At 48.0% G+C, this 21,787-nt stretch carries 24 protein-coding genes; 11 read left to right on the top strand and 13 right to left on the bottom strand.

The genetic code is table 11. From position 1 onward, the window contains the following. Position 1: 1 nt before the first annotated feature. The 5 genes from QU605_RS04905 to QU605_RS04885 all read right to left on the bottom strand — a co-directional run bounded on the left by QU605_RS04905 (position 2) and on the right by QU605_RS04885 (position 5,022). Positions 2-493, bottom strand: coding sequence for an IS1096 element passenger TnpR family protein (locus tag QU605_RS04905; RefSeq protein ID WP_289724159.1), 492 nt, complete (start codon positions 491-493; stop codon positions 2-4). A gap of 28 nt (positions 494-521) precedes the next feature. Continuing rightward, a complete protein-coding gene (locus tag QU605_RS04900) occupies positions 522-1,556 on the bottom strand; it encodes a COX15/CtaA family protein (RefSeq protein WP_289724158.1) in 1,035 nt (344 codons plus the stop codon). A gap of 4 nt (positions 1,557-1,560) precedes the next feature. Further along, positions 1,561-3,018, bottom strand: coding sequence for a CCA tRNA nucleotidyltransferase (locus QU605_RS04895; protein WP_289724157.1), 1,458 nt, complete (start codon positions 3,016-3,018; stop codon positions 1,561-1,563). Between the two features lie 266 nt (positions 3,019-3,284). Continuing rightward, a complete protein-coding gene (locus QU605_RS04890; RefSeq protein ID WP_289724156.1) occupies positions 3,285-4,082 on the bottom strand; it encodes a glycosyltransferase family 2 protein in 798 nt (265 codons plus the stop codon). A 124-nt stretch (positions 4,083-4,206) separates the two neighbouring features. Continuing rightward, positions 4,207-5,022, bottom strand: coding sequence for a 2,3,4,5-tetrahydropyridine-2,6-dicarboxylate N-succinyltransferase (locus tag QU605_RS04885; RefSeq protein WP_289724155.1), 816 nt, complete (start codon positions 5,020-5,022; stop codon positions 4,207-4,209). 93 nt (positions 5,023-5,115) lie between these two features. On the opposite strand from QU605_RS04885, the gene ruvX reads away from it, so the two are divergent. From ruvX to QU605_RS04870, 3 genes are all read left to right on the top strand, one after another. Continuing rightward, complete coding sequence (ruvX, locus tag QU605_RS04880; protein ID WP_289724154.1) at positions 5,116-5,532, top strand: Holliday junction resolvase RuvX; 417 nt, start codon at positions 5,116-5,118, stop codon at positions 5,530-5,532. After that, a complete protein-coding gene (gene def, locus QU605_RS04875; protein WP_289724153.1) occupies positions 5,529-6,119 on the top strand; it encodes a peptide deformylase in 591 nt (196 codons plus the stop codon). The genes ruvX and def overlap by 4 nt, the downstream gene beginning before the upstream one ends. Before the next feature lie 89 nt (positions 6,120-6,208). Beyond that, positions 6,209-6,664, top strand: coding sequence for a DUF5606 family protein (locus QU605_RS04870; RefSeq protein WP_289724152.1), 456 nt, complete (start codon positions 6,209-6,211; stop codon positions 6,662-6,664). A gap of 88 nt (positions 6,665-6,752) precedes the next feature. On the opposite strand, the gene QU605_RS04865 is transcribed toward QU605_RS04870, so the two are convergent. Together QU605_RS04865 and QU605_RS04860 are read right to left on the bottom strand one after the other, a co-directional pair. Continuing rightward, positions 6,753-8,384 (bottom strand): beta-N-acetylhexosaminidase, encoded by a 1,632-nt coding sequence (locus tag QU605_RS04865; protein WP_289724151.1) that lies wholly within the window; start codon positions 8,382-8,384, stop codon positions 6,753-6,755. Positions 8,385-8,394: 10 nt separating this feature from the next. Next, entirely contained in the window at positions 8,395-9,120 is a 726-nt protein-coding gene (locus tag QU605_RS04860; protein WP_289724150.1) for an SGNH/GDSL hydrolase family protein, read from the bottom strand. 160 nt (positions 9,121-9,280) lie between these two features. Between QU605_RS04860 and QU605_RS04855 the strand changes: the two genes are divergently transcribed. Further along, complete coding sequence (locus tag QU605_RS04855; protein ID WP_289724149.1) at positions 9,281-9,613, top strand: DUF2853 family protein; 333 nt, start codon at positions 9,281-9,283, stop codon at positions 9,611-9,613. 107 nt (positions 9,614-9,720) lie between these two features. On the opposite strand, the gene QU605_RS04850 is transcribed toward QU605_RS04855, so the two are convergent. Next, positions 9,721-11,355: an N-acyl-D-amino-acid deacylase family protein gene (locus QU605_RS04850; RefSeq protein ID WP_289724148.1), complete on the bottom strand. Its 1,635-nt coding sequence runs from the start codon at positions 11,353-11,355 to the stop codon at positions 9,721-9,723. Between the two features lie 98 nt (positions 11,356-11,453). Here QU605_RS04850 and mazG point away from each other — a divergent pair, with 98 nt between their 5' ends. The 4 genes from mazG to QU605_RS04830 all read left to right on the top strand — a co-directional run bounded on the left by mazG (position 11,454) and on the right by QU605_RS04830 (position 14,517). Next, positions 11,454-12,233, top strand: a complete 780-nt coding sequence (gene mazG / locus QU605_RS04845; protein ID WP_289724147.1) for a nucleoside triphosphate pyrophosphohydrolase — start codon at positions 11,454-11,456, stop codon at positions 12,231-12,233. 75 nt (positions 12,234-12,308) lie between these two features. Beyond that, positions 12,309-13,685, top strand: a complete 1,377-nt coding sequence (locus QU605_RS04840; RefSeq protein WP_289724146.1) for an MATE family efflux transporter — start codon at positions 12,309-12,311, stop codon at positions 13,683-13,685. 33 nt (positions 13,686-13,718) lie between these two features. Then, positions 13,719-13,946 carry a DUF8828 family protein gene (locus QU605_RS04835; RefSeq protein ID WP_289724145.1) on the top strand — a complete coding sequence of 76 codons (228 nt, stop codon included), beginning with the start codon at positions 13,719-13,721 and terminating at the stop codon, positions 13,944-13,946. 1 nt (position 13,947) lies between these two features. Continuing rightward, the gene (locus QU605_RS04830; RefSeq protein ID WP_289724144.1) at positions 13,948-14,517 is read left to right on the top strand and encodes a phosphatase PAP2 family protein; all 570 of its coding nucleotides are present in this window, start codon (positions 13,948-13,950) and stop codon (positions 14,515-14,517) included. A 71-nt stretch (positions 14,518-14,588) separates the two neighbouring features. On the opposite strand, the gene QU605_RS04825 is transcribed toward QU605_RS04830, so the two are convergent. The 5 genes from QU605_RS04825 to QU605_RS04805 all read right to left on the bottom strand — a co-directional run bounded on the left by QU605_RS04825 (position 14,589) and on the right by QU605_RS04805 (position 19,057). Beyond that, positions 14,589-15,476, bottom strand: coding sequence for a lysylphosphatidylglycerol synthase transmembrane domain-containing protein (locus tag QU605_RS04825; RefSeq protein WP_289724143.1), 888 nt, complete (start codon positions 15,474-15,476; stop codon positions 14,589-14,591). Then, the gene (locus tag QU605_RS04820) at positions 15,460-16,419 is read right to left on the bottom strand and encodes a glycosyltransferase family 2 protein (protein WP_289724142.1); all 960 of its coding nucleotides are present in this window, start codon (positions 16,417-16,419) and stop codon (positions 15,460-15,462) included. Before QU605_RS04820 ends, QU605_RS04825 begins: the two co-directional genes overlap by 17 nt. Positions 16,420-16,430: 11 nt before the next feature. Next, a complete protein-coding gene (gene meaB / locus QU605_RS04815) occupies positions 16,431-17,480 on the bottom strand; it encodes a methylmalonyl Co-A mutase-associated GTPase MeaB (protein WP_289724141.1) in 1,050 nt (349 codons plus the stop codon). 7 nt (positions 17,481-17,487) lie between these two features. Beyond that, entirely contained in the window at positions 17,488-18,054 is a 567-nt protein-coding gene (locus tag QU605_RS04810) for a DUF2911 domain-containing protein (RefSeq protein ID WP_289724140.1), read from the bottom strand. 91 nt (positions 18,055-18,145) lie between these two features. After that, positions 18,146-19,057 (bottom strand): aldose epimerase family protein, encoded by a 912-nt coding sequence (locus QU605_RS04805; protein WP_289724139.1) that lies wholly within the window; start codon positions 19,055-19,057, stop codon positions 18,146-18,148. A 121-nt stretch (positions 19,058-19,178) separates the two neighbouring features. On the opposite strand from QU605_RS04805, the gene QU605_RS04800 reads away from it, so the two are divergent. From QU605_RS04800 to QU605_RS04790, 3 genes are read left to right on the top strand one after another with little or no spacing between them, the layout of a single operon-like run. After that, entirely contained in the window at positions 19,179-19,706 is a 528-nt protein-coding gene (locus QU605_RS04800) for an RNA polymerase sigma factor (RefSeq protein ID WP_353655876.1), read from the top strand. Continuing rightward, entirely contained in the window at positions 19,690-20,277 is a 588-nt protein-coding gene (locus QU605_RS04795) for a hypothetical protein (protein WP_289724138.1), read from the top strand. The genes QU605_RS04800 and QU605_RS04795 overlap by 17 nt, the downstream gene beginning before the upstream one ends. Continuing rightward, positions 20,249-21,727 carry an OmpH family outer membrane protein gene (locus tag QU605_RS04790; protein WP_289724137.1) on the top strand — a complete coding sequence of 493 codons (1,479 nt, stop codon included), beginning with the start codon at positions 20,249-20,251 and terminating at the stop codon, positions 21,725-21,727. Before QU605_RS04795 ends, QU605_RS04790 begins: the two co-directional genes overlap by 29 nt. Positions 21,728-21,787 lie beyond the last annotated feature (60 nt).

Here is a 21,787-nt window from a genome sequence, read left to right as displayed (position 1 = left end):
TTTAGTTCCAGTTTTCATCAAAATCCAGATCGTCGTAACTTCCGAAGGGCTCTTCTGTTTCCGGATTCGGATCGGCTTCAAATCGTTTTTCCGGAGGTGAATCCGGCAGTTCTCCAAAACTGAAGAGGAGATTGGGGTAACTGCGTCCATCTTCAATTTCAGCCTGATCCGCCAATTCCACGAAAAACGTCCACATGTTCATGAAATCATACACATACAGCAGTTTCGGAGCCGCCTCGTCCATGACTTCCGATAACCTCGTATCCTGCATAAGTCGCGCATCAGTAGTTTCACCCAGCGCGAAGAGTGTAATCTCCAGTTCCTGATTCCAGTTTTCGTCAGCGGTATAAAATGAAGCCATTTCATTACCCAAAAACCCGAATGATTGTGAGATTACATTGTGCAATTCCTCCAGACTGATTTCTGAATTTACTTCCAGGTCCCGGAAAACATCATCCTCAGAATCGAGGATAACACGGATTTTATAGATCATTGTTGTACGCGTTTGGATTCCGGCAAATTTACGAAGAAATCCCCGTTTTAGAAGCCCTTTTCAGCTCCATTAATGCATACCATTGAAACCCGAAAAGGAGGGAAGCGAGGAACAAATGTGTAGCCTGGCTTCCCCATGGAAAAGCAAAGTAGTTCATGGCAATTCCCGAAAAGATAAGTCCGAGTAAGACCATTAATGAGGCATTGATTTTTTCGAACCCCGAACGCATGGAATACACCCTGTAGGCGGCCCATACATGGAGAATTAACAAGAGGATAGAGAAGGACCTGTGGACGTAAAAAACGATGTCCGGATTCTGAAGCCAGAGCTCCCGGGCCTGCATGCCGACTAATTCAGACTGGTGATCTATATACTGGCGTACCTGTGTCCCTAAAAGAATTTGAAGCATGCTTAAGGGCACAATCGCCCACCAAAGCCGTGAAGTAATCCGGTCATACCGAAAATGACGGGTTTTTGTATCCGAACTGTGAATGATCCACAGTAGCATTCCCACGATCACCAGGGCCATAAACATATGGAGTGTGATCTTTGCGGGTTCGAGTACGGAATAGACTACGGTGGCACCCAACCACGCCTGAAAGCCAATAGCCAGGACCCCAAGCCAGGCAAACAAGGTCCTGGACCGTTTCTCTTTCCACCAGGCCAGCGAACTTATCGCTAAAAGTAACATTGCCAAACCCGCAAGGGCTCCAAGGAGTCGATTGATGTATTCAATCCAGGTATGCGTGGCGTTGAAAATGGCATAATCATGACGGGTATAGGGCTCCCAGTTCGCCATGCTGAAGTCTGACGTACTTGTGAAGTCGTTTCTGGCAACCAGCAATGCTTCTTCCCGAATGATCACCTGTCCCTCCATATAAGTCTTCCCGGGGGTCCATAACAATTCGGTTTCCTCTGTGGGTGGAATGTAGTAGCCAAAGCATTTTGGCCAGTCCGGACATCCCATACCACTTCCGGTCATCCGAACCACTGCCCCTGCCAGGATTACGAGATAGACAAGGATAAGTGCGGTTTTTGCCAGTCCCGGATACCATTTTTTCATCCTTTCAATCATCTTCACTTAGGTTTTTGAGTGCCTCATTCGAAAGTTTCAGTCCCAGTTCAAGTCCCTTATGAATCATGTAGCGGTGTGCATCCTCCTGTTTGTTGGGTATTTCTCCCTCCAGGATGGCTTCTTTAATCGCTTCTTTTATCAGTCCGATTTCGCGGGAAGGCTTCAAATCGAAAGTCTTCATGATGGTTTCACCACTTACGGGTGGCTGGAAATTCCGGATCCGGTCCCGGGCTTCAACTTCTTTGATTTTTTTTCTGACCTCCTGGAAATTCTTTAGATACCTTCTTTGTTTTCTGGGGTTTTTGGTCGTAATATCTGCTTCACAGAGCGTCATCAGATCCTCGACATCCGCGCCAGCATCGAAGATAAGGCGCCTTACAGCTGAATCTGTGACATGGTCATCGGAGAGGGAAACAGGTCGGGAGCTCAGCCTGACAACCTTTTTTACATATTTCATGTGTTCGTTCAAAGGCAGTCGCAACCTTTTAAAAAGGGGATAGACCATTTTTGAACCCACGAATTCATGTCCGTGGAACGTCCAGCCAATATTTTTATCAAAGCGCTTGGTTGGCGCCTTTCCAATGTCGTGCAGCAAAGCGGCCCATCGAAGCCAGAGATTGTCGGTCTTTTTGGAGATATTGTCCACGACTTCAAGGGTATGCCAAAAGTTATCCTTATGGCGCTGTCCCTCGATTTCTTCGATACCCTGAAGGGCCGTTAGCTCTGGAAGGATGTACTCCAGCAGGCCGGTTTTATGCAAAAGGGCGAGCCCGACCGAGGGCTGTTTTGCCGCCATGATCTTTTGGAGTTCATCGACGATTCGTTCACGGGAAACAATGCGAATACGGTCCCGGTTTTCTTCGATCGCCTGAAGCGATTCAGGAATAATCTGAAAGTTGAGCTGGGTGGCAAAACGGATAGCCCGTATCATGCGAAGCGGGTCATCCGAATAGGTGATTCCCGGTTCCAGGGGCGTGCGGATAAGACCCTGATTCAAGTCGGCCATCCCCTCAAAGGGATCGAGCAGGGTTCCGAATGTATCTGGCCTGAGGTCCAGAGCCATTGCATTGATGGTGAAATCCCTGCGCTGCTGATCTTCTTCCAGCGTTCCGTCTTCTACAATCGGCTTTCGGCTGTCTTTCCGGTAGCTTTCCTTTCGGGCTCCTACAAATTCCAGTTGCAGATTGCCCTGGCGGATCATAGCAGTACCAAAATTTTTGAACACATTCACTTTTGGCTTTCCGGGAAGCAACTGGGATACTTTTTTTGCCAGATCGATACCGCTGCCGATGGCCACAACATCAATGTCCTTCTGTTCTCCGCGCTCAAGGAAATAATCCCTGACAAACCCGCCCACGACATAGGCCTCGAGACCCAGCTGGGATGCAGCTGAACTGATGACCTCAAAAATGGGATCTGAAAGTGCTTTTTCGTAACGGGGATTTTCCATAGTCCGATGCCGGAGGCCTTCCTATTCCGCTCCCTCTTTATTACCATGCTTCAGGAAGGGGGATTACCGAATAACCTGCTGTTGCAAAGGTACCACATCCCGCATTTCTGTTAAAGTCTTTCTGCAATTAGTGGAGTGCAGGGAGATTGCGGTGGTAATTACTAATTTGAAATCAGGGGGGTGGGGGGAACCATAGGGTTTGAGGAATCCCAGACACGCTCTTAAGCCATGGATAGGCTATAGCCAGATGAGGGTTATGCCAAAAGCTAAGGCATTACCAGATAGGTAGTGAGCCTGTTACTGACTTCAAGTTCTTTTAAAGTGCTGTACCGCTTCCAAACCCCGAGGGCGTTTAAGTAACAGATTGTAATTCCTTTTTTGCCGTCTAAAAAGCCCAACCGAAAAAAGTAATGATGCACGAATTTCCAGAGGGTTTTTGCGCCCATCAACAGATAGTTGAATCGCTTTTCCCTGTAAAAATCCTCTTTTGCCTTTAATCGGCCATAGTGCAGCATTTTACCTTTGTAGTCCTCGTAATTCTTATAGCAATAATGGATCAGGTTGTTCTTAAGGATTCCGGATGAGCCACTAAATACCAGAGTTTCATGAACGAGTTTCTTGTCTGAAAACTGTGCCTCGCTCTTTCGGAATAGCCGATAGTTTTTATCGGTTTGCCACCCGCTGAAGTTGAGGGGTTCCTGCTGAAACATAAAGCTGCGGTAACACCAGAATGCCGAATGTGGCGTACCGGAATCGATAGTGTTCAGCAATTCGACCTGTAATTCCGGAGTAACCACTTCATCTGCATCGAGAAATAAAATCCAGTCATGAGACGCTTTCTCGAGAGCTCTCGTCTTTTGTTTGGTAAAATTATCAAAGGCATGCTGAACGACAGACACATCTGGATCCTGCAGGAGGACTTCATACGTACCGTCAGTGCTATAGGAATCTACAACAATGATTTCGTCAGCGAATCTCACTGAATCAATACATCGCTCGATATATCCCTTCTCATTATAGGTAATGATAAGGGCTGTAAGTTTGTTTTTGGCTTTAGGTTGCATGAACACGGCTTAAAAGGCCACATTGTAATAACAAACAATCGATGAAAAAATTGTATCTCCCAGAATTGCGCAATTAAGCGCGGAAAGGGGTCAACCATGAAGGGTAGGTCGGGGTTGACTTGGATTAAACCGATACGCTGTAAGTCCTCAGGGCATCGTTCAGGGAGGTTTTCTTATCGGTGCTTTCCTTGCGTTTTCCGATGATTAGTGCACAGGGAACCTGGTAATCACCTGCCGGGAATGTCTTGGTATATGTTCCCGGTATGACTACTGAACGGGCAGGAATACGCCCTTTGTACTCCACGGGTTCTGCACCGCTCACATCGATTATTCTCGTTGAAGCTGTCAATACAACGTTGGCACCCAATACAGCTTCATTTTCCACCCGAACGCCTTCCACAACAATAGACCTGCTCCCGATAAATGCATTATCCTCTATGATGACCGGAGATGCCTGAAGCGGTTCGAGAACGCCTCCTATACCCACGCCACCACTCAGGTGAACGTTTTTTCCAATTTGGGCACAGCTTCCGACGGTAGCCCAGGTATCCACCATGGTTCCCTCATCCACATACGCGCCGATATTTACGTAACTCGGCATCAGGATTGTGCCCGGAGCGATATACGCACCATGGCGGGCTACGGCATGGGGTACCACACGGATACCCCTGGATTCATATCCTTTTTTAAGTGGAATTTTATCATGATACTCGAAAATGCCAACCTCCTGGGTCTCCATTTTCTGAATGGGAAAATAAAGTACAACTGCCTTTTTGACCCATTCATTGATGATCCACCCATCCGTCCCGGGACTTGCACACCTCAGCGTGCCTTTATCTATGGCATCCACGACCTCCCGGATGGCATCTCGGGTTTTGGGTTCTTTCAAAAGTTCCCGGTTATCCCATGCGGCTTCTATCGTCGAACGTAGGTGTTCCATAATCGATTTTCGGCAAATATAGGAACGCCTCCATATTTATACGAATTTTAAGCGCTTTGCTTTGAATAGTTTATTTTTGCAGAAATTTTGGGATTGGCACGTATTTTGGCATTGGATTATGGAATCAGGAGGACAGGGGTAGCGGTTACAGATCCGTTCCAGCTTATCGCCTCCGGCTTGACCACGGTACCTACGGAAGATTTATGGACCTTTTTGGATACGTATTTGAAGGAAGAAGATGTGGAGCGTATTGTCGTGGGAGAACCCAAACAAATGGATAACACCCCTTCGGAAGTGGAAGGTGCCATCGGAAAATTTTTGCTGGAATTCAGCAAGCGCTATCCGAAGATGCCGGTTTCGAGGGAAGATGAACGCTTTACCTCCAAAATGGCGCTTCGCGCAATGATCGACGGGGGTATGAAGAAGAAAAAAAGAAGACAAAAGGGGGCCCTTGACGAAATTAGTGCCACCCTTATATTACAATCGTTTTTAAGCAGGAAAACTTTATGATTTTACCTATTGTAGCCTATGGAGATCCGGTTTTGCGGAAAATGTGTGCGGAAATCGATTCGGACTACCCGGAACTGCAAACCCTGATAGACAATATGTGGAAGACCATGTATCAGGCGAACGGAGTGGGACTGGCGGCCCCTCAGGTCGGTAAACCGATACGCCTTTTTTTGGTGGATACGAGCCCTTTTGCAGAAGATGAGGAGTTCTCCGAGGCAGAGCGTGATGTACTCAGAGGTTTTAAGCGGGTTTTTATAAATGCCCGGATGGAATCGGAAACAGGATCAAAGTGGGCCTTCAATGAAGGCTGTTTGAGTATACCAGATATACGGGAAGATGTCAGCAGGCATCCCGAAATTACATTGAGCTACATGGATGCAGATTTTCAACCGCATACGGAAGTCTTTGATGGTCTGCTCGCCAGGGTTATCCAACATGAATACGACCATATTGAAGGCATTTTGTTTACCGACAAAATTTCCTCCCTCAAACGCCGATTGCTCAAAGGCAAGCTTGGCAATATTTCAAAGGGCAAGATATCGGTGGACTACAAAATGCGTTTTCCGGCACAAAAGCGAATGCGTTAACCGGCGGGCTTGCTTCTTTTTCAGTTTTGAATTTAAATCGGCCTTCCCATTTCAAAGAATTTATCATATTTGCACCTGCATTTTAGACTATGAGTTTAGACAAAATATTATCCATAGGGGGAAAACCGGGGTTGTATCAACTGGTAACCCAAACCAGGTCCGGACTGGTGGCCCAGTCTCTGATTGATGGAAAAAAGATTTCGGTTGGTATAGCCAATAATATCAGCGTGCTGTCTGAGATTGCCATTTACACCCTTGAAGAGGAACTTCCCCTGAGAGAAGTCTTTCAAAAAATTAAGGAAAAAGAAAACGGATCCAAAGCTTCGGTTGCACCTAAGGCAGGGAAACTGGCCCTTGAGGAATACTTTTTCGATGTACTTCCCAATTACGATGAAGATCGGGTCTATCCGAGCGACATTAAAAAGGTCATCCAGTGGTATAATCTGTTGGTAGAACACAAAATGGCAGATTTTTCAGATCCGGAATCCGATACGGAACCCGATGAGGAGACCCCGGGGGAGGAAGCAGAAACTGCGGCCAATTAGTCCTGGACAAATACCCTATCACAAGGTTCTGACCAAAGGGGGCATCAGGCACGTACTTTTTCTGTCTGCCCTGCGTACTTTTCAACGTTTACTTAGTCCGGTTTTTATACCAGGGAAGGAGGGAGTCCGGCTCATTCCAGGGCACCTGCCTGGAGGGATAGAACTGAATATTTCGCCTGCGAAAATACGGGATCTGCCCCGCGAGCCTTGTTTTGTAATCCTCCCATGACCTTTTGGATGTTTCGGTCCATCCGATTTCAGCAATTCCCAGCAAACGCGGAAAAGCAAGGTATTCCAACTCTTCCATCGTGCTTATGGTTTCTGACCACAAAGGGGCTTCAACCCCAAGTATGGCTTCCCTCGGGACATTTTTTGCATAAAGATCAGGGGTCCAGGAATAGGCACGCTCTACCGGGATATATGCCGCCCAATGGAGGCCGAATTTCGAAATACTGTCGTACGACATATCCAGATAAGCTCTTTTTGCAGGGGACATCAGTACTTTCATGCCCTGTTCAACGGCTTTTTCAGCGTTCTCCTCATCCTGCCAGAACTGGGCGACCACATTGGAATCCAGAGAAACTGTAGCCACTTCATCCCACCCCATGGGTGTCTTCCCATATTTACGGACAATCGGGACAACCCTTTTGATAAAATAGGCGTAATCTGAAGGTTTGGTCGCATGGCTTTCATCCCCTCCAATATGGAAATAGGGGCCGGGGCTCATGGCAGAAATTTCCCTGACCACGTCGTCGATAAATTGGTATACGGTGTCCTTCCGGGTATCCAGCGTGCTGAACCCGACCCGCATGCCGGTGTAAGGTTTGGGGGTTTTACCGTTCCCATTGAGAAAAGGATAGGAGACAGAAGCAGCATTCGTATGTCCGGGCATATCCACTTCAGGTACAAGGGTAATAAACCTTTGAGAGGCATAAGCAACGAGGTCTTTGAAATCTTCCTGGGTGTAAAAACCGCCCGATCCACCTCCGACCTCTGTTTGCCCGCCAACCTCCGTTAGTTTGGGCCAGGAAGTAATTTCAATTCGCCAGCCCTGGTCGTCAGTGAGATGCAGGTGCAGATAATTCATTTTGTAATAGGCGAGTACGTCCAGGTATTTCTTTACGTCTTCCACACTAAAAAAGTGCCGGGCAACATCGAGCATGCTTCCGCGATATGTGAATGCAGGTTTGTCTTTGATCAACCCCCCGGGTATTACCCATACCGGATTCGCACCAAGCGTATCATTGGCGTATTCAGGTATGAGTTGACGCAGGGTTTGCACCCCTCGAAATGCCCCTTCCGCAGTTGATGCAGTCAATAAGATGCTATCCCGAACTATCGCCAATTCATAGGCCTCCTGGTCCATTCCCTGGTTTTTATTCAGGTAGATTCCGCGAAATGGACCCTCCATGGAATCCGGATTCAGGGGTAGTGTCAATTTTGTGACCCCTGCGATTTCCTGCGAAAGGTATTCGCCCACTCCGGAGAAGGATGCTTCGCCCTCCACGGTGTAAATGGCACTGTACTGATCCAGCGCAAATGCGGTCTGATTCCCGATAACCTCCAGGGGTTTTGGCAGCAACGCCTCAGAGGACAGATCGGTTTCAGGCAAGACCAATTCTGGTAATTTTTGGGTTTCACTACAACCCAGGGAGAGGGTAAGGACAAAGAATAAGGGTAGCTGCCAGAAAGGACGGTAATTATTTTTAGGGTTTTCCATTTAGAACAGTTTAATCGGTTGTGATAAAAGGTGCGAGGGCTTTTTCCCAGATGTCGTACCCCGATTCATTCATGTGGAGTCCATCATCTATGAACAGGGAGTCATTCAATGTTTTATCTGTGAGCATCGGGTTCCATACATCGACAAAATCCAGTGTTTCCTGTCGGCTGGTCCAGCGTTCGAGTTTCCGGTTGAGTTTCCTGTATTTCCTTCTGAGGTTCCAGCGGCTGATACTGGGTTTTGCAGAAATAATAACAATGGGAATACCCGGCAAGGCTTGATCAAGTCTTTTTGTGATTTCCTGAAGCGTAAGGATTACCTCGCGAATTTTTTTGCCTTCTGCCAGGTCATTGTCCCCTTCGTAGATAAAGACTTTTTTCGGCCTGTAGTCAAGCACCAGGGGCTCCAGGTAGTACAGGAGGTCTGAGGCCTGAGATCCTCCAAAACCTAAATTGAGGATTTTTTGGCTTGAAAATCGTTCCTGCAGATCCTCCCACATACGAATGCTTGAGCTTCCTGTAAAAAGCAATACTTCTTCCTCCCGATCCCACAAACTGTCAGTTTTCGCTTTGAGATCGATTATTTCGGATTCAAAACGAAGTGGGTCCTGAGGATAAATATTTACAGTAAACCCAAACACCAGACCGAGCAGAAGTACATAAAAGAAAGTATTGGCAGGGCATTGCAGCTTTTTGCAGGAGCAAGACATCGGATAGAGGAAGCGATTTCTATTCATTTCGTGCGTATGATCAGGATGTGCAATATCCGGGATATCGGGTTGTATTAAAACCTAAAATTAGAAGATTTTTTATGAATTATTCATTAAATTAGGTGGCCTTGCGAAAAGAAGCCTAATCAGGGCTCTAAGACGTTATCAAATTGAAATTGCAATAATTATGAGTGACACTTCAGAAAAGTTGTCGAAATTAAAAGGTACAGCTATTCAACAACTCAGTGAATGCGGAATTGCTTCTGTGGACCACGAACGCCTGGATGCCATGGTGAACCGCCTGAAAACTGTGGTTGATAATTTAGATGCCACCCTGGTATCGGTTAGCGATGAGTCTGAGCTGGAAACAGTACGGAGGAATTTTGTCCAAAAAACGCTGGGGGTTTCCGATAAGGACAAAGGTATGGCTGCGATCAATGCGGTGGCTGGAAAAATGTCTGGAATCCACCAAAAAAGCCGTCCCGCTTTTTACTACCTGGTACAGGAAGAACTGAGCTGAATTAACGGGGATTTGAAATGAAAACCCACGCGTCATAGTGGGTTTCTTTGTGCCGAATTCCTATCTCCAGGGAAAGATTGGAGATGCCTCCGGGTAAATTCATGCGATCATTCCCGATACCCCGGACCTTTAACAAACCGCCCTGGCGTGGCGCCCGTGTGCTCGCCTTCGGAGATTACTTGCGTCCCATTGACGAAAACGTGTTCAACCCCGGTAGCGTACTGATGTGGATCTTCAAAAGTTGCATGATCTTGAATATTCGATGCATCAAAAACCACCACATCCGCGAAATACCCCGGTTTTAAAGCTCCCCTTTGTTTAAGGCGCAGGTTTTCTGCCGGTAGGGAAGTCAATCTACGTATGGCTTCCTCGAGGGAAATTACTTTTTCTTCCCTTACGAAATGAGAGAGCAGACGGGCGAAGGAACCATACGCCCTTGGATGGGTGCTCTGCTCCAGAAAGACGCCTTCATTGGTATAGGAGCCCGCATCTGAACACACGGCCATATAAGGCAGGGCCAGTTTCTTTTTAATATTGGCTTCACTCATGGAGAAATACACGACCTGAATTCTGCTGTCATCTTCAAATATTAAATCTGCAATGGCCTGAGCCGGAGAAATTCCGCGTGTCGCTGCCACTTCGGCCAGGGTCTGACCAATAAGCCCCCGGAGGGATTTATTTTTAAATCCCACGAGTAGGATGTTTTCGGCAGGGACGTGGAAATTGACCTCCCGTATCATTCTTGCCTTCTTTTCCGGATCGGCTATGTAAGCCATGGTTTGGTCATGTCCGCCTTCCCGGGCCCAGGGGGGTAACAAGACATTGAGCCCGGTGGAACTTGCATTGTACATATACATATCCGTAGTTACCTCAACACCCCGGGCCCGGGCGTCTTCAATCAGGGTAATGGCACTATCCAGGAGGTCCCAGTTATCCTGGCCGGAGGCTTTGAAATGATACACCTCAGACCGGATTTCTGCATTTTCTGCGATATCGATCAACTCGCGTATCGCAAAGAGGAGACTGTCTTCTTCATTCCGGATATGGGAGATATACATTCCCTGGTAGGCTGCAGCTTCTTTAGCGAGTTCGGTAATCTCTTCGGTGCTGGCGTGTCCGCTGGGGACGTACAGGAGGGAAGTGGATAAGCCTACAGCGCCTTCCTCCATGGCCTGTCGCGTCAGCGCTTTCATCTTTTCGAGCTCTGCATCGGAGGGAGGCCTGTTCTCGTAGCCCATTACGTACTCCCTCAGGGTACCGTTGCCCACAAATGAAGCGATATTCGTGGATACTCCCTTGCTTTCCAAATGTTCCAGGTATTCACCCAGTGTGGTCCAGGCTACTTCGTATGTAAAATCCTGTTGCCCTTCTTTCATGTTTTTTTTCATTGAGTCATTCAGGGGGCCCATGGAGCGTCCTTCCCCCATTACCTCAAGGGTAACCCCCTGTCGCAAATCACTCTGAGAACGCCCGTCTATCAGAAGTGAAACGTTGGCCCAGCTCAGCATGTTGATAAAACCGGGAGCCACCTGCTTCCCCTCCGCATTGATTTCATTGGCTGTCCGGGCTGCGGACAAATCTCCGATAAATGATATGGTATCTGCACGGATTCCAATATCCGCTTTGAATCCAGGGGTACCGCTACCGTCCAAGACGGTGCCTCCGCGTATGATAACGTCGTAGGACTCCGGCTGGCCACAGGCCGCTAAGAGTAAAAAAAGGGCAAATAATCGAATTGACATAGGTTGGTTTTAAAGGGATTCGCGTAGGACTAAAATTAGGTGAATTTATAGTGGTTGCCAAAATGTTGGATTTGTACCTTTGGCCAAACTTCAATACCATGAATACCAGGGCACAACAACTAGCTGCTTTTGACCGGCTTTTAACCATTATGGATGAACTGCGGGCGGAGTGCCCCTGGGACAAAAAACAGACCATGGAATCCCTGAGGCACCTCACCATTGAGGAGACTTATGAATTGGGCGATGCCATTCTGGACCAGGATATGGAGGAGGTAAAAAAAGAATTGGGTGATTTGCTCCTCCATATTGTCTTTTATGCAAAAATCGGTTCAGAAACACGCGATTTTGATATGGCTGATGTCGCCAACGACATCTGTGAGAAACTCATCCGGAGGCATCCGCACATATACGCCGACACAGAAGTTAAAGGGGAGCAGGAAGTAAAAGCCAATTGGGAAAAAATCAAACTGCAGGAAGGTAAGAAAAGCGTCCTGGAGGGAGTGCCGAATAGCCTTCCAGCCCTTGTAAAGGCAAATCGAATCCAGGAAAAAGTTGCAGGAGTTGGGTTTGACTGGGAGCGTCCCGAGCAGGTTCTTGAAAAAGTAAAGGAAGAAATCGGGGAGTTGGAAGACGAACTGACCAATGGCAGTGTTGAAGACGTGGCTTCAGAATTCGGTGATGTGCTGTTTTCACTGGTGAATTACTCCAGGTTTCTGGGTGTTAACCCGGAGAACGCCCTGGAGCGAACCAATAAAAAATTCATCAACAGATTTAAGTATCTCGAATCCAGGGCCGCCGAAGCGGGAAAAAACCTCAGTGAGATGACCCTTGCGGAAATGGATGTGTTCTGGGAAGCTGCCAAGGTAGCGGACCAATAATAAATTTGTATGCTGGAACAGCCCTTTTGGCACCAACAGGTCTGAATCCCGGAATAATTCTGAACCCCTACCGAATTGAAACAGTATACCCGTGAATTTCGCTATAATATACGGCTCGCAAGCCCCGTCATTCTGGGGATGCTGGGTCACACTTTTGTGGCCTTTGCAGACAATGTTATGGTGGGTCAGCTGGGAACCGCAGAACTGGCAGCGGTTTCCCTGGGGAATAGTTTTGTATTTATCGCCATGTCCCTGGGGATCGGATTTTCCACAGCCATAACCCCCCTGGTAGCAGAGGCAGAAGGGGCGGGGGATGCCCGGGAGGGAAGGGGAGTGCTTCAAAACGGACTGGTACTCTGTACCCTTTTAGGGGTGCTCCTTTTTGGGGCCGTTTTGATGTGCAAACCCCTGATGTACCTGATGGATCAACCAGAAGAAGTTGTCCTTCTGGCAATACCCTACCTGGATCTCGTGGCTTTGTCCCTGATCCCGCTAATCGTATTTCAGGCGCTCAAACAGTTCTCGGAAGGTCTTTCCAAAACGCGGTATCCGATGTATGCCACAATTCTCGCGAATGTCATCAACATCGTTCTGAATTACCTTCTGATTTTTGGGATGTTCGGTTTTCCCAAACTCGGGATTGTCGGGGCGGCCATAGGAACACTGGCTTCGAGGATTTGTATGGTCTTTTTCCTCTGGTGGATCTTTGTGCGTCGTCCTTTCTTCAGGGGATTCGTCGAGAAACTCCGATTTCGGCAGGTGGAGCGAAGACTTATTCGCAAAATTGCAAACCTGGGCTTTCCCTCCGCCCTTCAAATGTTTTTTGAAGTGGCGATATTCACGGCTGCCATATGGATGAGTGGCATTCTGGGCAAGAACCCTCAGGCCGCGAATCAAATTGCCCTGAACCTCAGCAGCATGACCTTTATGTTTGGAATGGGACTTGGGGTTGCTGCAATGATTCGTGTTGGAAATCAGAAGGGCTCCGGAAATTTTCCCGAACTCAAAAGGGTGGCTACTTCTATATTCCTGATGACCATACTTCTGGAGATCGGTTTTGCCGTTTTATTCCTTTTGGGAAGAAACCTGCTCCCTACGATGTACCTGGATGTAAATGATTTGAGCAATCAGGCGGATAATACAGAGGTACTTGCTATAGCGGCCCGCCTGCTTCTGGTCGCTGCGTTTTTTCAAATATCCGATGGGTTACAGGTCGTTGTCCTCGGAGCGTTGCGCGGCCTTCAGGATGTGCGTATACCCACACTTTTAACCCTGGTAGCCTATTGGGGCATCGGGTTTCCTTTTTCGTTTTACCTCGGACTACATACCCCGTTGAAAAGTACAGGAATTTGGATTGGGCTCCTGCTGGGCCTTACGGCCTCATCAATTATGTTGTATCTTCGTTTCAGGTATATGACCCGCAGGTTGTTGCAGCCCATGGATGGTGCTTGAAGCCTTGGGTTGGTATGAATTAAACCGTTGCTGATGAAGCTTCCAAAATTTCTACTCGGGGATAATACAGATTTCCCAACTGCTATTTTTATTATCCATACGGATTTTCCACGTTTTGTCCTCAACCTCGAAAATGATGAAGTCGAGTGGCTCGAAGAGTTTTCGGATGAGGACCAGAAAGAGCTTCCACAGGAAACCGAACGGTTAATTGCAGAAGCCACTGAATTTTACGACAGGGAGGTTTCCCGATACCAGGATTGAGATGTGGGAGACCCTGATTGATAAGGATCATGAGTGGTTCCTTTACCTGAACCGACTGGGGACACCCGCATGGGATCCTTTCTGGTTATTTCTATCCGATAAATGGGCGGCCATCCCGCTTTATGCACTGCTCTTATTTCTGGTGTACCGGCAGTTGGGCTGGAGAAGATTGCTCCTATTCCTTGTGTTTATTGGCCTTCTGATTACGGCTACCGATCAACTTTCCGGGTTTTTTAAATACGGTGTGCAGCGTCTGCGACCCTGTCATGAACCCGAATTTGAGGGCGTAATGCGATTGGTTAAAAAAAGCTGCGGGGGTCGCTTCGGGTATTTTTCTGCCCATGCTGCGAATTCTTTCGCATTGGCTTCTTTCTTTGTGGTCTTCTGGGGTGGTAAGAGGCGCCTTTGGGCCTTCCCGTTAATTCTTTGGGCGCTCCTGGTCGGATACAGCCGGATTTATCTCGGCGTGCATTACCCCCTTGATGTGCTTTCAGGATGTTTTGCCGGGGGCATGCTGGGATGGCTATTTGCCCGACTTTACCAGAAAGCAGATCTCAAACTATTTTCGTGATTAGCGGGAAATTGCCGGCCCTTTTGTTATCAATGGAGCCCATTTGAGGTCAATACCGGAAAAATTTCCATTTACTTCGGATTCAGGGAATCCGAACCTGGGTTGAGTTTCGGGTTGCGGAAGTGATACACTATTCCCAGGAGGGAAACCAGGGCTGTGAGGGCAAAAAATGTCAAACTGACCCCTATTGAAATATCCTCCTGCAGCCCGAGCCATTTGGCCCCATAATAAAATACAACTTCACGGCTGCCAATCCCCCCTATCGTCAAAGGAAGTATGGCTACAATGCTGCTAATCATAAAGATCAGCAGGTATTCCACGACCGATCCCGTAACCCCAAGGGCCATGAGGATGAGGTAGACTGAAACCAATTGTGCGAACTGCACCAGGGCAGAGTACCCCAGGGATATCCAGAATATGGAGTGCAGGAGTGGAAATGCCCTTTGATGCGCCCACCTGTACAGAAGTATTCCTATAGGGATACCTGCCCAAACAAGGGCCTGATAGGTTTCGAGTCGGGGATGGGAAAGCCAGGGCAGTAAGATTATACAGTAAATCGCAAGCAGGGCAAGACCGCTTAACCTGTCCAGTAACAAGACCTGGGCAAGACTCTTTCCAGGGGTGCCAAAAGTGCGATGGAGGAGATACCCTTTATACGCATCCCCCCCAATTCCACCCGGCAGGAAAAGATTGTAGAACATTCCCAGCAGGTAGAGTTTCCGATTACTCCTTTCATCTAAATGGATTTTTATTTTGTGGAAATACAAATTTAAACGGCGGGCTGCGATCCATTTGGATCCCGCAAAGGCCAATAACGCCATCAGCAGATACGACAGCTGTGCCTGTCTTATCACTTCCCAGACCTCAGTAAATGGAATACGGGTAAAGACCAGATAGAGCAACAGGATGCTGAAGAGCAATTTAAAAACTGCCAGCCCTTTTTTACGCAACTTCTCCACCGATCGTAACGTTTTTAATCCGGTAAGGCCTTTTGTTCTGTGACTCGTAATAGGTTCGAATCAGCAATTCCATCACAATTCCGATGGTAAAGAGCTGTATGCCCCCCAGGATAAACATCAGTCCGAAGATCAATAAGGGTCGGTTCCCGATGTCCTGGCCAAAACCAAATTTGACAATCAGCAGATACACATTGATCCCAACACCCAGGAGGATCATCAGAACACCGATAATCCCGAATAGATGGATGGGTCGCTGAAAGTATTTGCGGATAAATAACAGGAGCATCATATCCGCAACTACCTTGAAAACCCGACCGAGTCCGTACTTGGACTCCCCCGCATTTCGCGGATTATGCGTTACCGGGACCTGTTTGATCTGGGCCCCTTCCAGAAACGCCAGGAGGGTAATAAACCGATGCATTTCGCCATAGAGATTCAGCTCTTTGGCAATATCCCTGTTAAATACCTTTAAGGCACACCCGTTGTCCCGGATATCGAGTTTTGAGACCCGTCGTACCATAAAGTTCGCGATCCTGGAGGGAATTTTTTTCACCAGGGAGTCCTTACGGTCCTGGCGTATGCCTGTGACAACATCGTATTCTCCGCTTAAGACATAAGGGAGCATACCCGGCAGGTCCGAAGGGTCGTTTTGAAGGTCTCCGTCCATGGTGATTACATAGTCTCCCTGGGCGTAATCAAAACCTGCGGCCAGGGCCAGGCTCTGCCCATAGTTTTTTTTAAGAGCGATCAGATGCACTTTCGGATCCCTGAGGTCTTTGATTACCCTGCGCGTGCGATCGGTTGAAAAGTCATCCACATATACGATTTGATAGTTGTACCCGGCAAGGCTTTGGTGTATGCGTTGGGTAAGCAGGGATACATTTCCTTCCTCATTATACAGGGGGATAACGATGGAGAGAAGGGCCTCGGTCAGGACAGGCATGGAATTCTCATTTAGCTGGTTTGATCAGGCCGGTACAGTTCGAGGAGTGCATTGGCAGCTCTCCCGGGAGTGATCTCTTTTCGAATTACTTTGGTTTTATAGGCCTCATAGGCTTTTTGAATTTCCGGATCCCGGTAAAAGTTGCTCGTCAGTGCGGATTCGATGCGCTGTTTCAACCAGTGGAGGTTCTGCGTATTTCTTTTGGTCTCGAAACTTCCGTCCTCATGGCAGGAAGCAGCATACCGATCAATCATTTCCCAAACTTCTGCAATTCCGCTTCCCTCTATGGAGGAGCAGCGCATAACCGGTGGGGTCCAGCCATTGTCTTTGGGAGGATAGAGGTGGAGCGCACTTTTAAAAATCCCCTCTGCTTTTTTGGCCGCTTCCAGATTTGGTCCATCGGCCTTGTTGATAACCACGGCATCGGCCATTTCCATAATACCTCTTTTAATCCCCTGCAATTCATCACCCGCCCCGGCAATTTTCAACAAAAGAAAGAAGTCGACCATTCCGTGAACGGCTACCTCACTCTGTCCGACCCCTACGGTTTCCACAAGAATGACATCAAATCCCGCCGCTTCGCAAAGGGTGATGCTCTCCCGTGTTTTTCGGGTAACACCCCCGAGGGAGTCCCCGGCTGGGGAAGGTCTGATAAAGGCATTTGGAGTTCTGCTTAATTCCTGCATTCGGGTTTTGTCTCCCAGAATACTCCCTTTACTCAGGCTACTGCTCGGATCTACGGCCAGGATGGCCACCCGATGCCCACGGGATATGAGGAAGAGACCCAATGCTTCAATAAAGGTGCTTTTGCCCGCTCCGGGGACACCTGTAATTCCGACACGGATACCGGAAGCGGCCTCTTTCAGGCAGGCTTCCACAATTTCGCCCGCCCGTATTTCGTCTTCAGGACGGGTACTTTCAACAAGGGTAATGGCCCTTGAGAGCGCCGCCGTATCTGAAGCGATTATCCCTTTTACAATCGCTTGTGTGTCCGCAGCCTCCTTGCGCAACAACAGTCTGGCAGCAGCATCTTTCCTCGCTTTGAGAGCACTTTTTTTCAAGGGGTTATCAATTTAATGGAACGCGCACACGGGTTGTGTCCCAGGCAAATTGCAGGAACAAGGCCCCGTCAGAATCCGCTGAAACAAAGGAAATATCGAAATTTTCCACAATTTCCGCCATGCTTTCTGGGGAAACGTTGATTTGTATCACATCCGATTCAGGATTCCGGGTGGTTTCCTTACCCCCGCTAATAAGGGTAACGCCCCAATCCGCAACTTCCCGATTAAAGATCACTGTCCATTGCGTCTCCCCCGGGACGGTCCACAGGGAATAGGTTCCGGCGGGCAGGTTTGCCCCACCCACTGAAAGATTTGTAGAAGTGTAAAAACGCGTCGGTTCATTTGCCCCGGTACGCCAGACTTTTCCATAAGGTACAAGTCTTCCAAAAATGGTCCGTCCCTTCTTCGAGGGGCTGGAAAAAGTTACGGAAAGGGTCAGGCCGTCCTGTTCGTAATGCGCCATTTTCTCAGGACTGTTCTTTTTGGTCTGTTCTCTAAGTATCGGCACTCCGACAAAGTAAAAAAGCAGAACCAGAGCGACTAATATCCCCCCGATCCATTTGAGTGTTTTCATTTCGGTGTAGTTTAGATCCCCTAAGGTAGGAAATAGCCGGTAAAGAACTCAGGTGAACTCTGCCTGGATTCGGCTTTAAACCCCATGTTTTTCAAATAAGGGATTCAAAAACATACTGGGTTTCATTCACATAGGTTTCACCCGGATATAGGAAGGAATTCGGAAAATGGCCATGTCGGGGTGCATCGGGAAGGTTTTGGGTCTCGAGGCAAATTCCGGCAAAACCTCCCGGAGTATAGACTACCACGGCCGGTTGGTTCGTATGCATTGTCATCCTGACTCCGGAAACAGCCGAGGTGAGCCGGGCCGCAGCTTCCCTTTGAGAATTCAGTAAAAATGGGGTGTCCAAAGGGAGTTCTCCGATGGGCCGTGCCGTTTGAAAATCGAATTCCGTTCCACTTACCTCCAGTATGCGCCCAGTGGGCAAAAGTTTTGAGTCTGTTTCTGCCCTTTTAGCAGCATGGAGAAGGAATTGATAGTGCGAAACCTGGGGTTGGGAGTCGATTTTAAAGTAGGTGTGGTTCGTTAGGTTAACGACGGTAGGCTGGTCCGTTGAAGCCTCGTAACGGATGATCAGCACATTTTTTGAAAGAGTATAAGTGGCTTTTACGTCGAGATTTCCGGGAAATCCCTCTTCCAGATGCGGGCTTTTGTAGGTGAGGCGCACTTCAGATGTATCAGTGCTTTCAGCCTTGGATATCATCTTCCAATACCGCTTTGCAAAACCGCGTTTTCCCCCGTGTAATGTAATACCGTCCGAATGGGATATTGGAAATGTTTCCCCTTCCACTTGCAGGAAACCTCCCGAAAGTCTTCCTGCGAAGCGACCAGCACAGGCCCCGATGGCAAATGGATCGTTCAGGTAGGCTTCAGGGGAGTTCAGGCTTACGCACAAATCGACCCAGGAATTATCGGAAACACGAAATTTTAGTTTTCTAATAATAGCCCCATAATCAAGGGCTTCCAGGGAGAGATGGTCGTTTTTAATGCTAACTTGCTTCAAGGGGTTGCGCAAAAGTTTTACTAAAAATAGCCTTTTTTGCAACACTGCATTTCTTCACTCGTCTATAAGATGGTAACTAAAGACAACGACTCTGGAAACCCGGGAACTGATCTCTTCTGACTTGATTGCGCAATGCCGGAACAATAACCGTAAAGCGCAGCTGGCACTCTACAGGAAATACGCTCATGGTATGTTTTGTGTGGCCATGCGCTTTGTAAAGAATACCGCCGATGCGGAAGATATTACCCAGGAGGCTTTTATACGCGCCTTTCGGAAAATGGATCAGTTTGAAGGAAATGTAACCTTCGGAGCGTGGTTAAAACGGATTGTCGTCAATCGGAGTATTGATTTTTTAAAAGCCCGGAAACAACATTTCGTGGAGTTGGAGGAGCACCGTCTGACGTTATCTGAGGAACCGGACTGGAATGTTGACCAGGAGGTACAGGTTAACGAGGTGAAAGCAGCTATAGAGGCACTGCCGGAGAAATATCAATACGTAGTGCAGTTGTATTTGGTTGAAGGGTATGATCACTCGGAGATATCAGAAATACTGGATTTAAAAGAAACGACCTCACGCTCCCGCCTAATGCGAGGTAAAACCTATCTCAGGGAGTTGTTAAAAAATAAAAGCTATGTCACAGGATCTTAAAGAATTATTCGAGAGAGAGCGAAAGAAGGAGTTTCAAATGCCCGAGGGGCACGAGTCCCGGTTTGAAGCGCGATTGGAAGAATCCTTTGGTGGAGGAAGGAAGCGGTCCTTTATGTGGATCGGACTGGCCGCATCCCTTATCGCCCTGCTGGGCCTGACACTTTGGATGCAGAACGGAGAGGCTCCCCTGACGGAAGGTCAGCAAACCCTGGTCCAGCAAGCCGCTGATTCCACGGATGCCTCAAAAGGGCTCTCGCTTGGAGATCTCTCCCCGGATTTAAAGAAACTTGAGGCGTATTACACGGCCAGTATTAATATGGAGCTGGCCAGCCTTGATATTTCTGAAGAGAATAAAGAGGTGGTAGACGATTTTATTGTGCGCCTGGATGATCTGAATTCAGAATATCACAAACTCAATAATGAGCTAAATGAAATTGGTCCGAATGAACAAACCATTGGAGCAATGATTAAAAATTTGCAGTACCGGTTGCAATTAATGTTAAAGTTGAAGGAGAAATTAATCGAATTAAAATCATCAAAAAATGAAACAGTTTATTCAAATAGTATTTAGAGCAGTCCTGCTACCCGTGATTCTTTTCACAGGATTTCATCTGGCGTCTCAGGAAACCAGGACATACAGGGAGGAGTTTAAAGTGGGGCCGGACGTGGTTGTCGAGGTAAATACAAGCTATGCCGACATCGAATTCGAAACCTGGTCCAAAAACGAAGTGGAAGTAGAGGCAACTATCACCCTTGAAGGGGCGACGGCCGAGGAAGCCAATGCCTATTTTGATCGGCCCGTAGTGGAGATTTTGGGCAACAGTTCCAAAGTGTCCGTGCGTTCGGGAGGACGTGGGAATAGCAATAGCTGGGTATATGCCCCTTCGGGTATGGAATACGGTGATATGGACTTTGATTTCGAAATGCCGGAACTCCCGGAAATGCCTGAAATGCCTGAAATAGCACCGATGGTCGCGGACATCATAGCCTCTATTCCCGAATTGGTAGATATGCCGCCAATGCCCCCCATGCCCAACGCCAATTTTGATTATGAGGCGTACAAAAAGGACGGTGAAAAGTATATGAAGAAATGGCAAAAACAGTTCGAAAAGGAATTTGATGAAGAATACCAGGAGGAGTTTGAGGCCTGGGGAAAGGAGATGGAATCCAGGGCTATGGAAATGAGTACCCGAATAGAGGCTCGTGAAGCCGCCCGTGAAGCGATGCGGGAACAAAGGGATCTCCAGCGTGCCGAGATGCAGGAGCAGCGCGAAGCCATGCGCGAACAGCAGGAGGCGGCAAGGGAGCAGATGATGGAGGCCCGGGAGCAGGCGCGCGCAGCGCAGATGGAGGCTCGCGATGCGCATCGAAACGCTAAAGTCTTTTATGTACGCGGGGCGTCGGGAAACCAGAAGTTCTCGATAAAAAAGACGATTAAAATCAAAATGCCCAAAGGAGCACGCCTGGATATGAATGTGAGGTACGGAGAGGTTAAATTAGCGGATAACGCCTTAAACACCCGGGCAAACCTGTCGTATTCCAGTTTGCTTGCCAATAATATCAATGGAACAGATACCAATATTGAAGTGCGGTATTCCCCGGTTACCGTGGAGCGCTGGAATGGAGGAAGATTGCAGACGGAGTATTCAGATGGGGTCCGCCTCAGTGAGGTAAGCCAGTTAAATATGGTGGCGCGTTCGTCCATGGTCACCATAGACCAACTCCTGAGAGAGGTTTCCATTGATTCCAAAATGGGGTCCCTGATTATCGGGGGCGTAGCTGAGGACTTTAAGGAAATGGATGTTTCGGTACAATATGGGGAATTCCGCTGCAAATTGCCGCGGAGTTCCTATAATATTGAGGTTCGTGGCGCCAAGTCTGAAATCCTCTATCCGGATTTTGTTCACTGGGATAAATCCCAGGGAACGGGCCCAATCCTGCGCAAGGGTTACAGCCAGCAAAAGGATAGCGGCCGATCTATCCTTATCAATGCGGCGTACAGCGATGTAACCCTGAATTAATGGGGCTGAAGGGTATGGATCCTTAGCAGACTCGAAAAACCTGTTCAGAGCCTATAAGGC

Source organism: Robiginitalea aurantiaca (genome assembly GCF_030380815.1).
GTDB lineage: Bacteria > Bacteroidota > Bacteroidia > Flavobacteriales > Flavobacteriaceae > Robiginitalea > Robiginitalea aurantiaca.
Note: the sequence above shows the minus strand (reverse complement) of the source record. Positions and strands in the feature narration are given on the sequence as shown.

Coding starts and splice junctions, on each gene's coding strand:
- QU605_RS04890 (WP_289724156.1), bottom strand. CDS start 4,082: ATGCAACCTAAAGCCAAAAACAAACTTACAGCCCTTATCATTACCTAT.
- QU605_RS04790 (WP_289724137.1), top strand. CDS start 20,249: ATGAAACAGTTTATTCAAATAGTATTTAGAGCAGTCCTGCTACCCGTG.
- QU605_RS04855 (WP_289724149.1), top strand. CDS start 9,281: ATGAGTGACACTTCAGAAAAGTTGTCGAAATTAAAAGGTACAGCTATT.
- QU605_RS04895 (WP_289724157.1), bottom strand. CDS start 3,018: ATGGAAAATCCCCGTTACGAAAAAGCACTTTCAGATCCCATTTTTGAG.
- QU605_RS04900 (WP_289724158.1), bottom strand. CDS start 1,556: ATGAAAAAATGGTATCCGGGACTGGCAAAAACCGCACTTATCCTTGTC.
- QU605_RS04905 (WP_289724159.1), bottom strand. CDS start 493: ATGATCTATAAAATCCGTGTTATCCTCGATTCTGAGGATGATGTTTTC.
- QU605_RS04850 (WP_289724148.1), bottom strand. CDS start 11,355: ATGTCAATTCGATTATTTGCCCTTTTTTTACTCTTAGCGGCCTGTGGC.
- QU605_RS04810 (WP_289724140.1), bottom strand. CDS start 18,054: ATGAAAACACTCAAATGGATCGGGGGGATATTAGTCGCTCTGGTTCTG.
- QU605_RS04885 (WP_289724155.1), bottom strand. CDS start 5,022: ATGGAACACCTACGTTCGACGATAGAAGCCGCATGGGATAACCGGGAA.
- QU605_RS04835 (WP_289724145.1), top strand. CDS start 13,719: ATGAAGCTTCCAAAATTTCTACTCGGGGATAATACAGATTTCCCAACT.
- QU605_RS04865 (WP_289724151.1), bottom strand. CDS start 8,384: ATGGAAAACCCTAAAAATAATTACCGTCCTTTCTGGCAGCTACCCTTA.
- QU605_RS04860 (WP_289724150.1), bottom strand. CDS start 9,120: ATGAATAGAAATCGCTTCCTCTATCCGATGTCTTGCTCCTGCAAAAAG.
- def (WP_289724153.1), top strand. CDS start 5,529: ATGATTTTACCTATTGTAGCCTATGGAGATCCGGTTTTGCGGAAAATG.
- QU605_RS04870 (WP_289724152.1), top strand. CDS start 6,209: ATGAGTTTAGACAAAATATTATCCATAGGGGGAAAACCGGGGTTGTAT.
- mazG (WP_289724147.1), top strand. CDS start 11,454: ATGAATACCAGGGCACAACAACTAGCTGCTTTTGACCGGCTTTTAACC.
- QU605_RS04820 (WP_289724142.1), bottom strand. CDS start 16,419: ATGCCTGTCCTGACCGAGGCCCTTCTCTCCATCGTTATCCCCCTGTAT.
- QU605_RS04795 (WP_289724138.1), top strand. CDS start 19,690: ATGTCACAGGATCTTAAAGAATTATTCGAGAGAGAGCGAAAGAAGGAG.
- QU605_RS04830 (WP_289724144.1), top strand. CDS start 13,948: ATGTGGGAGACCCTGATTGATAAGGATCATGAGTGGTTCCTTTACCTG.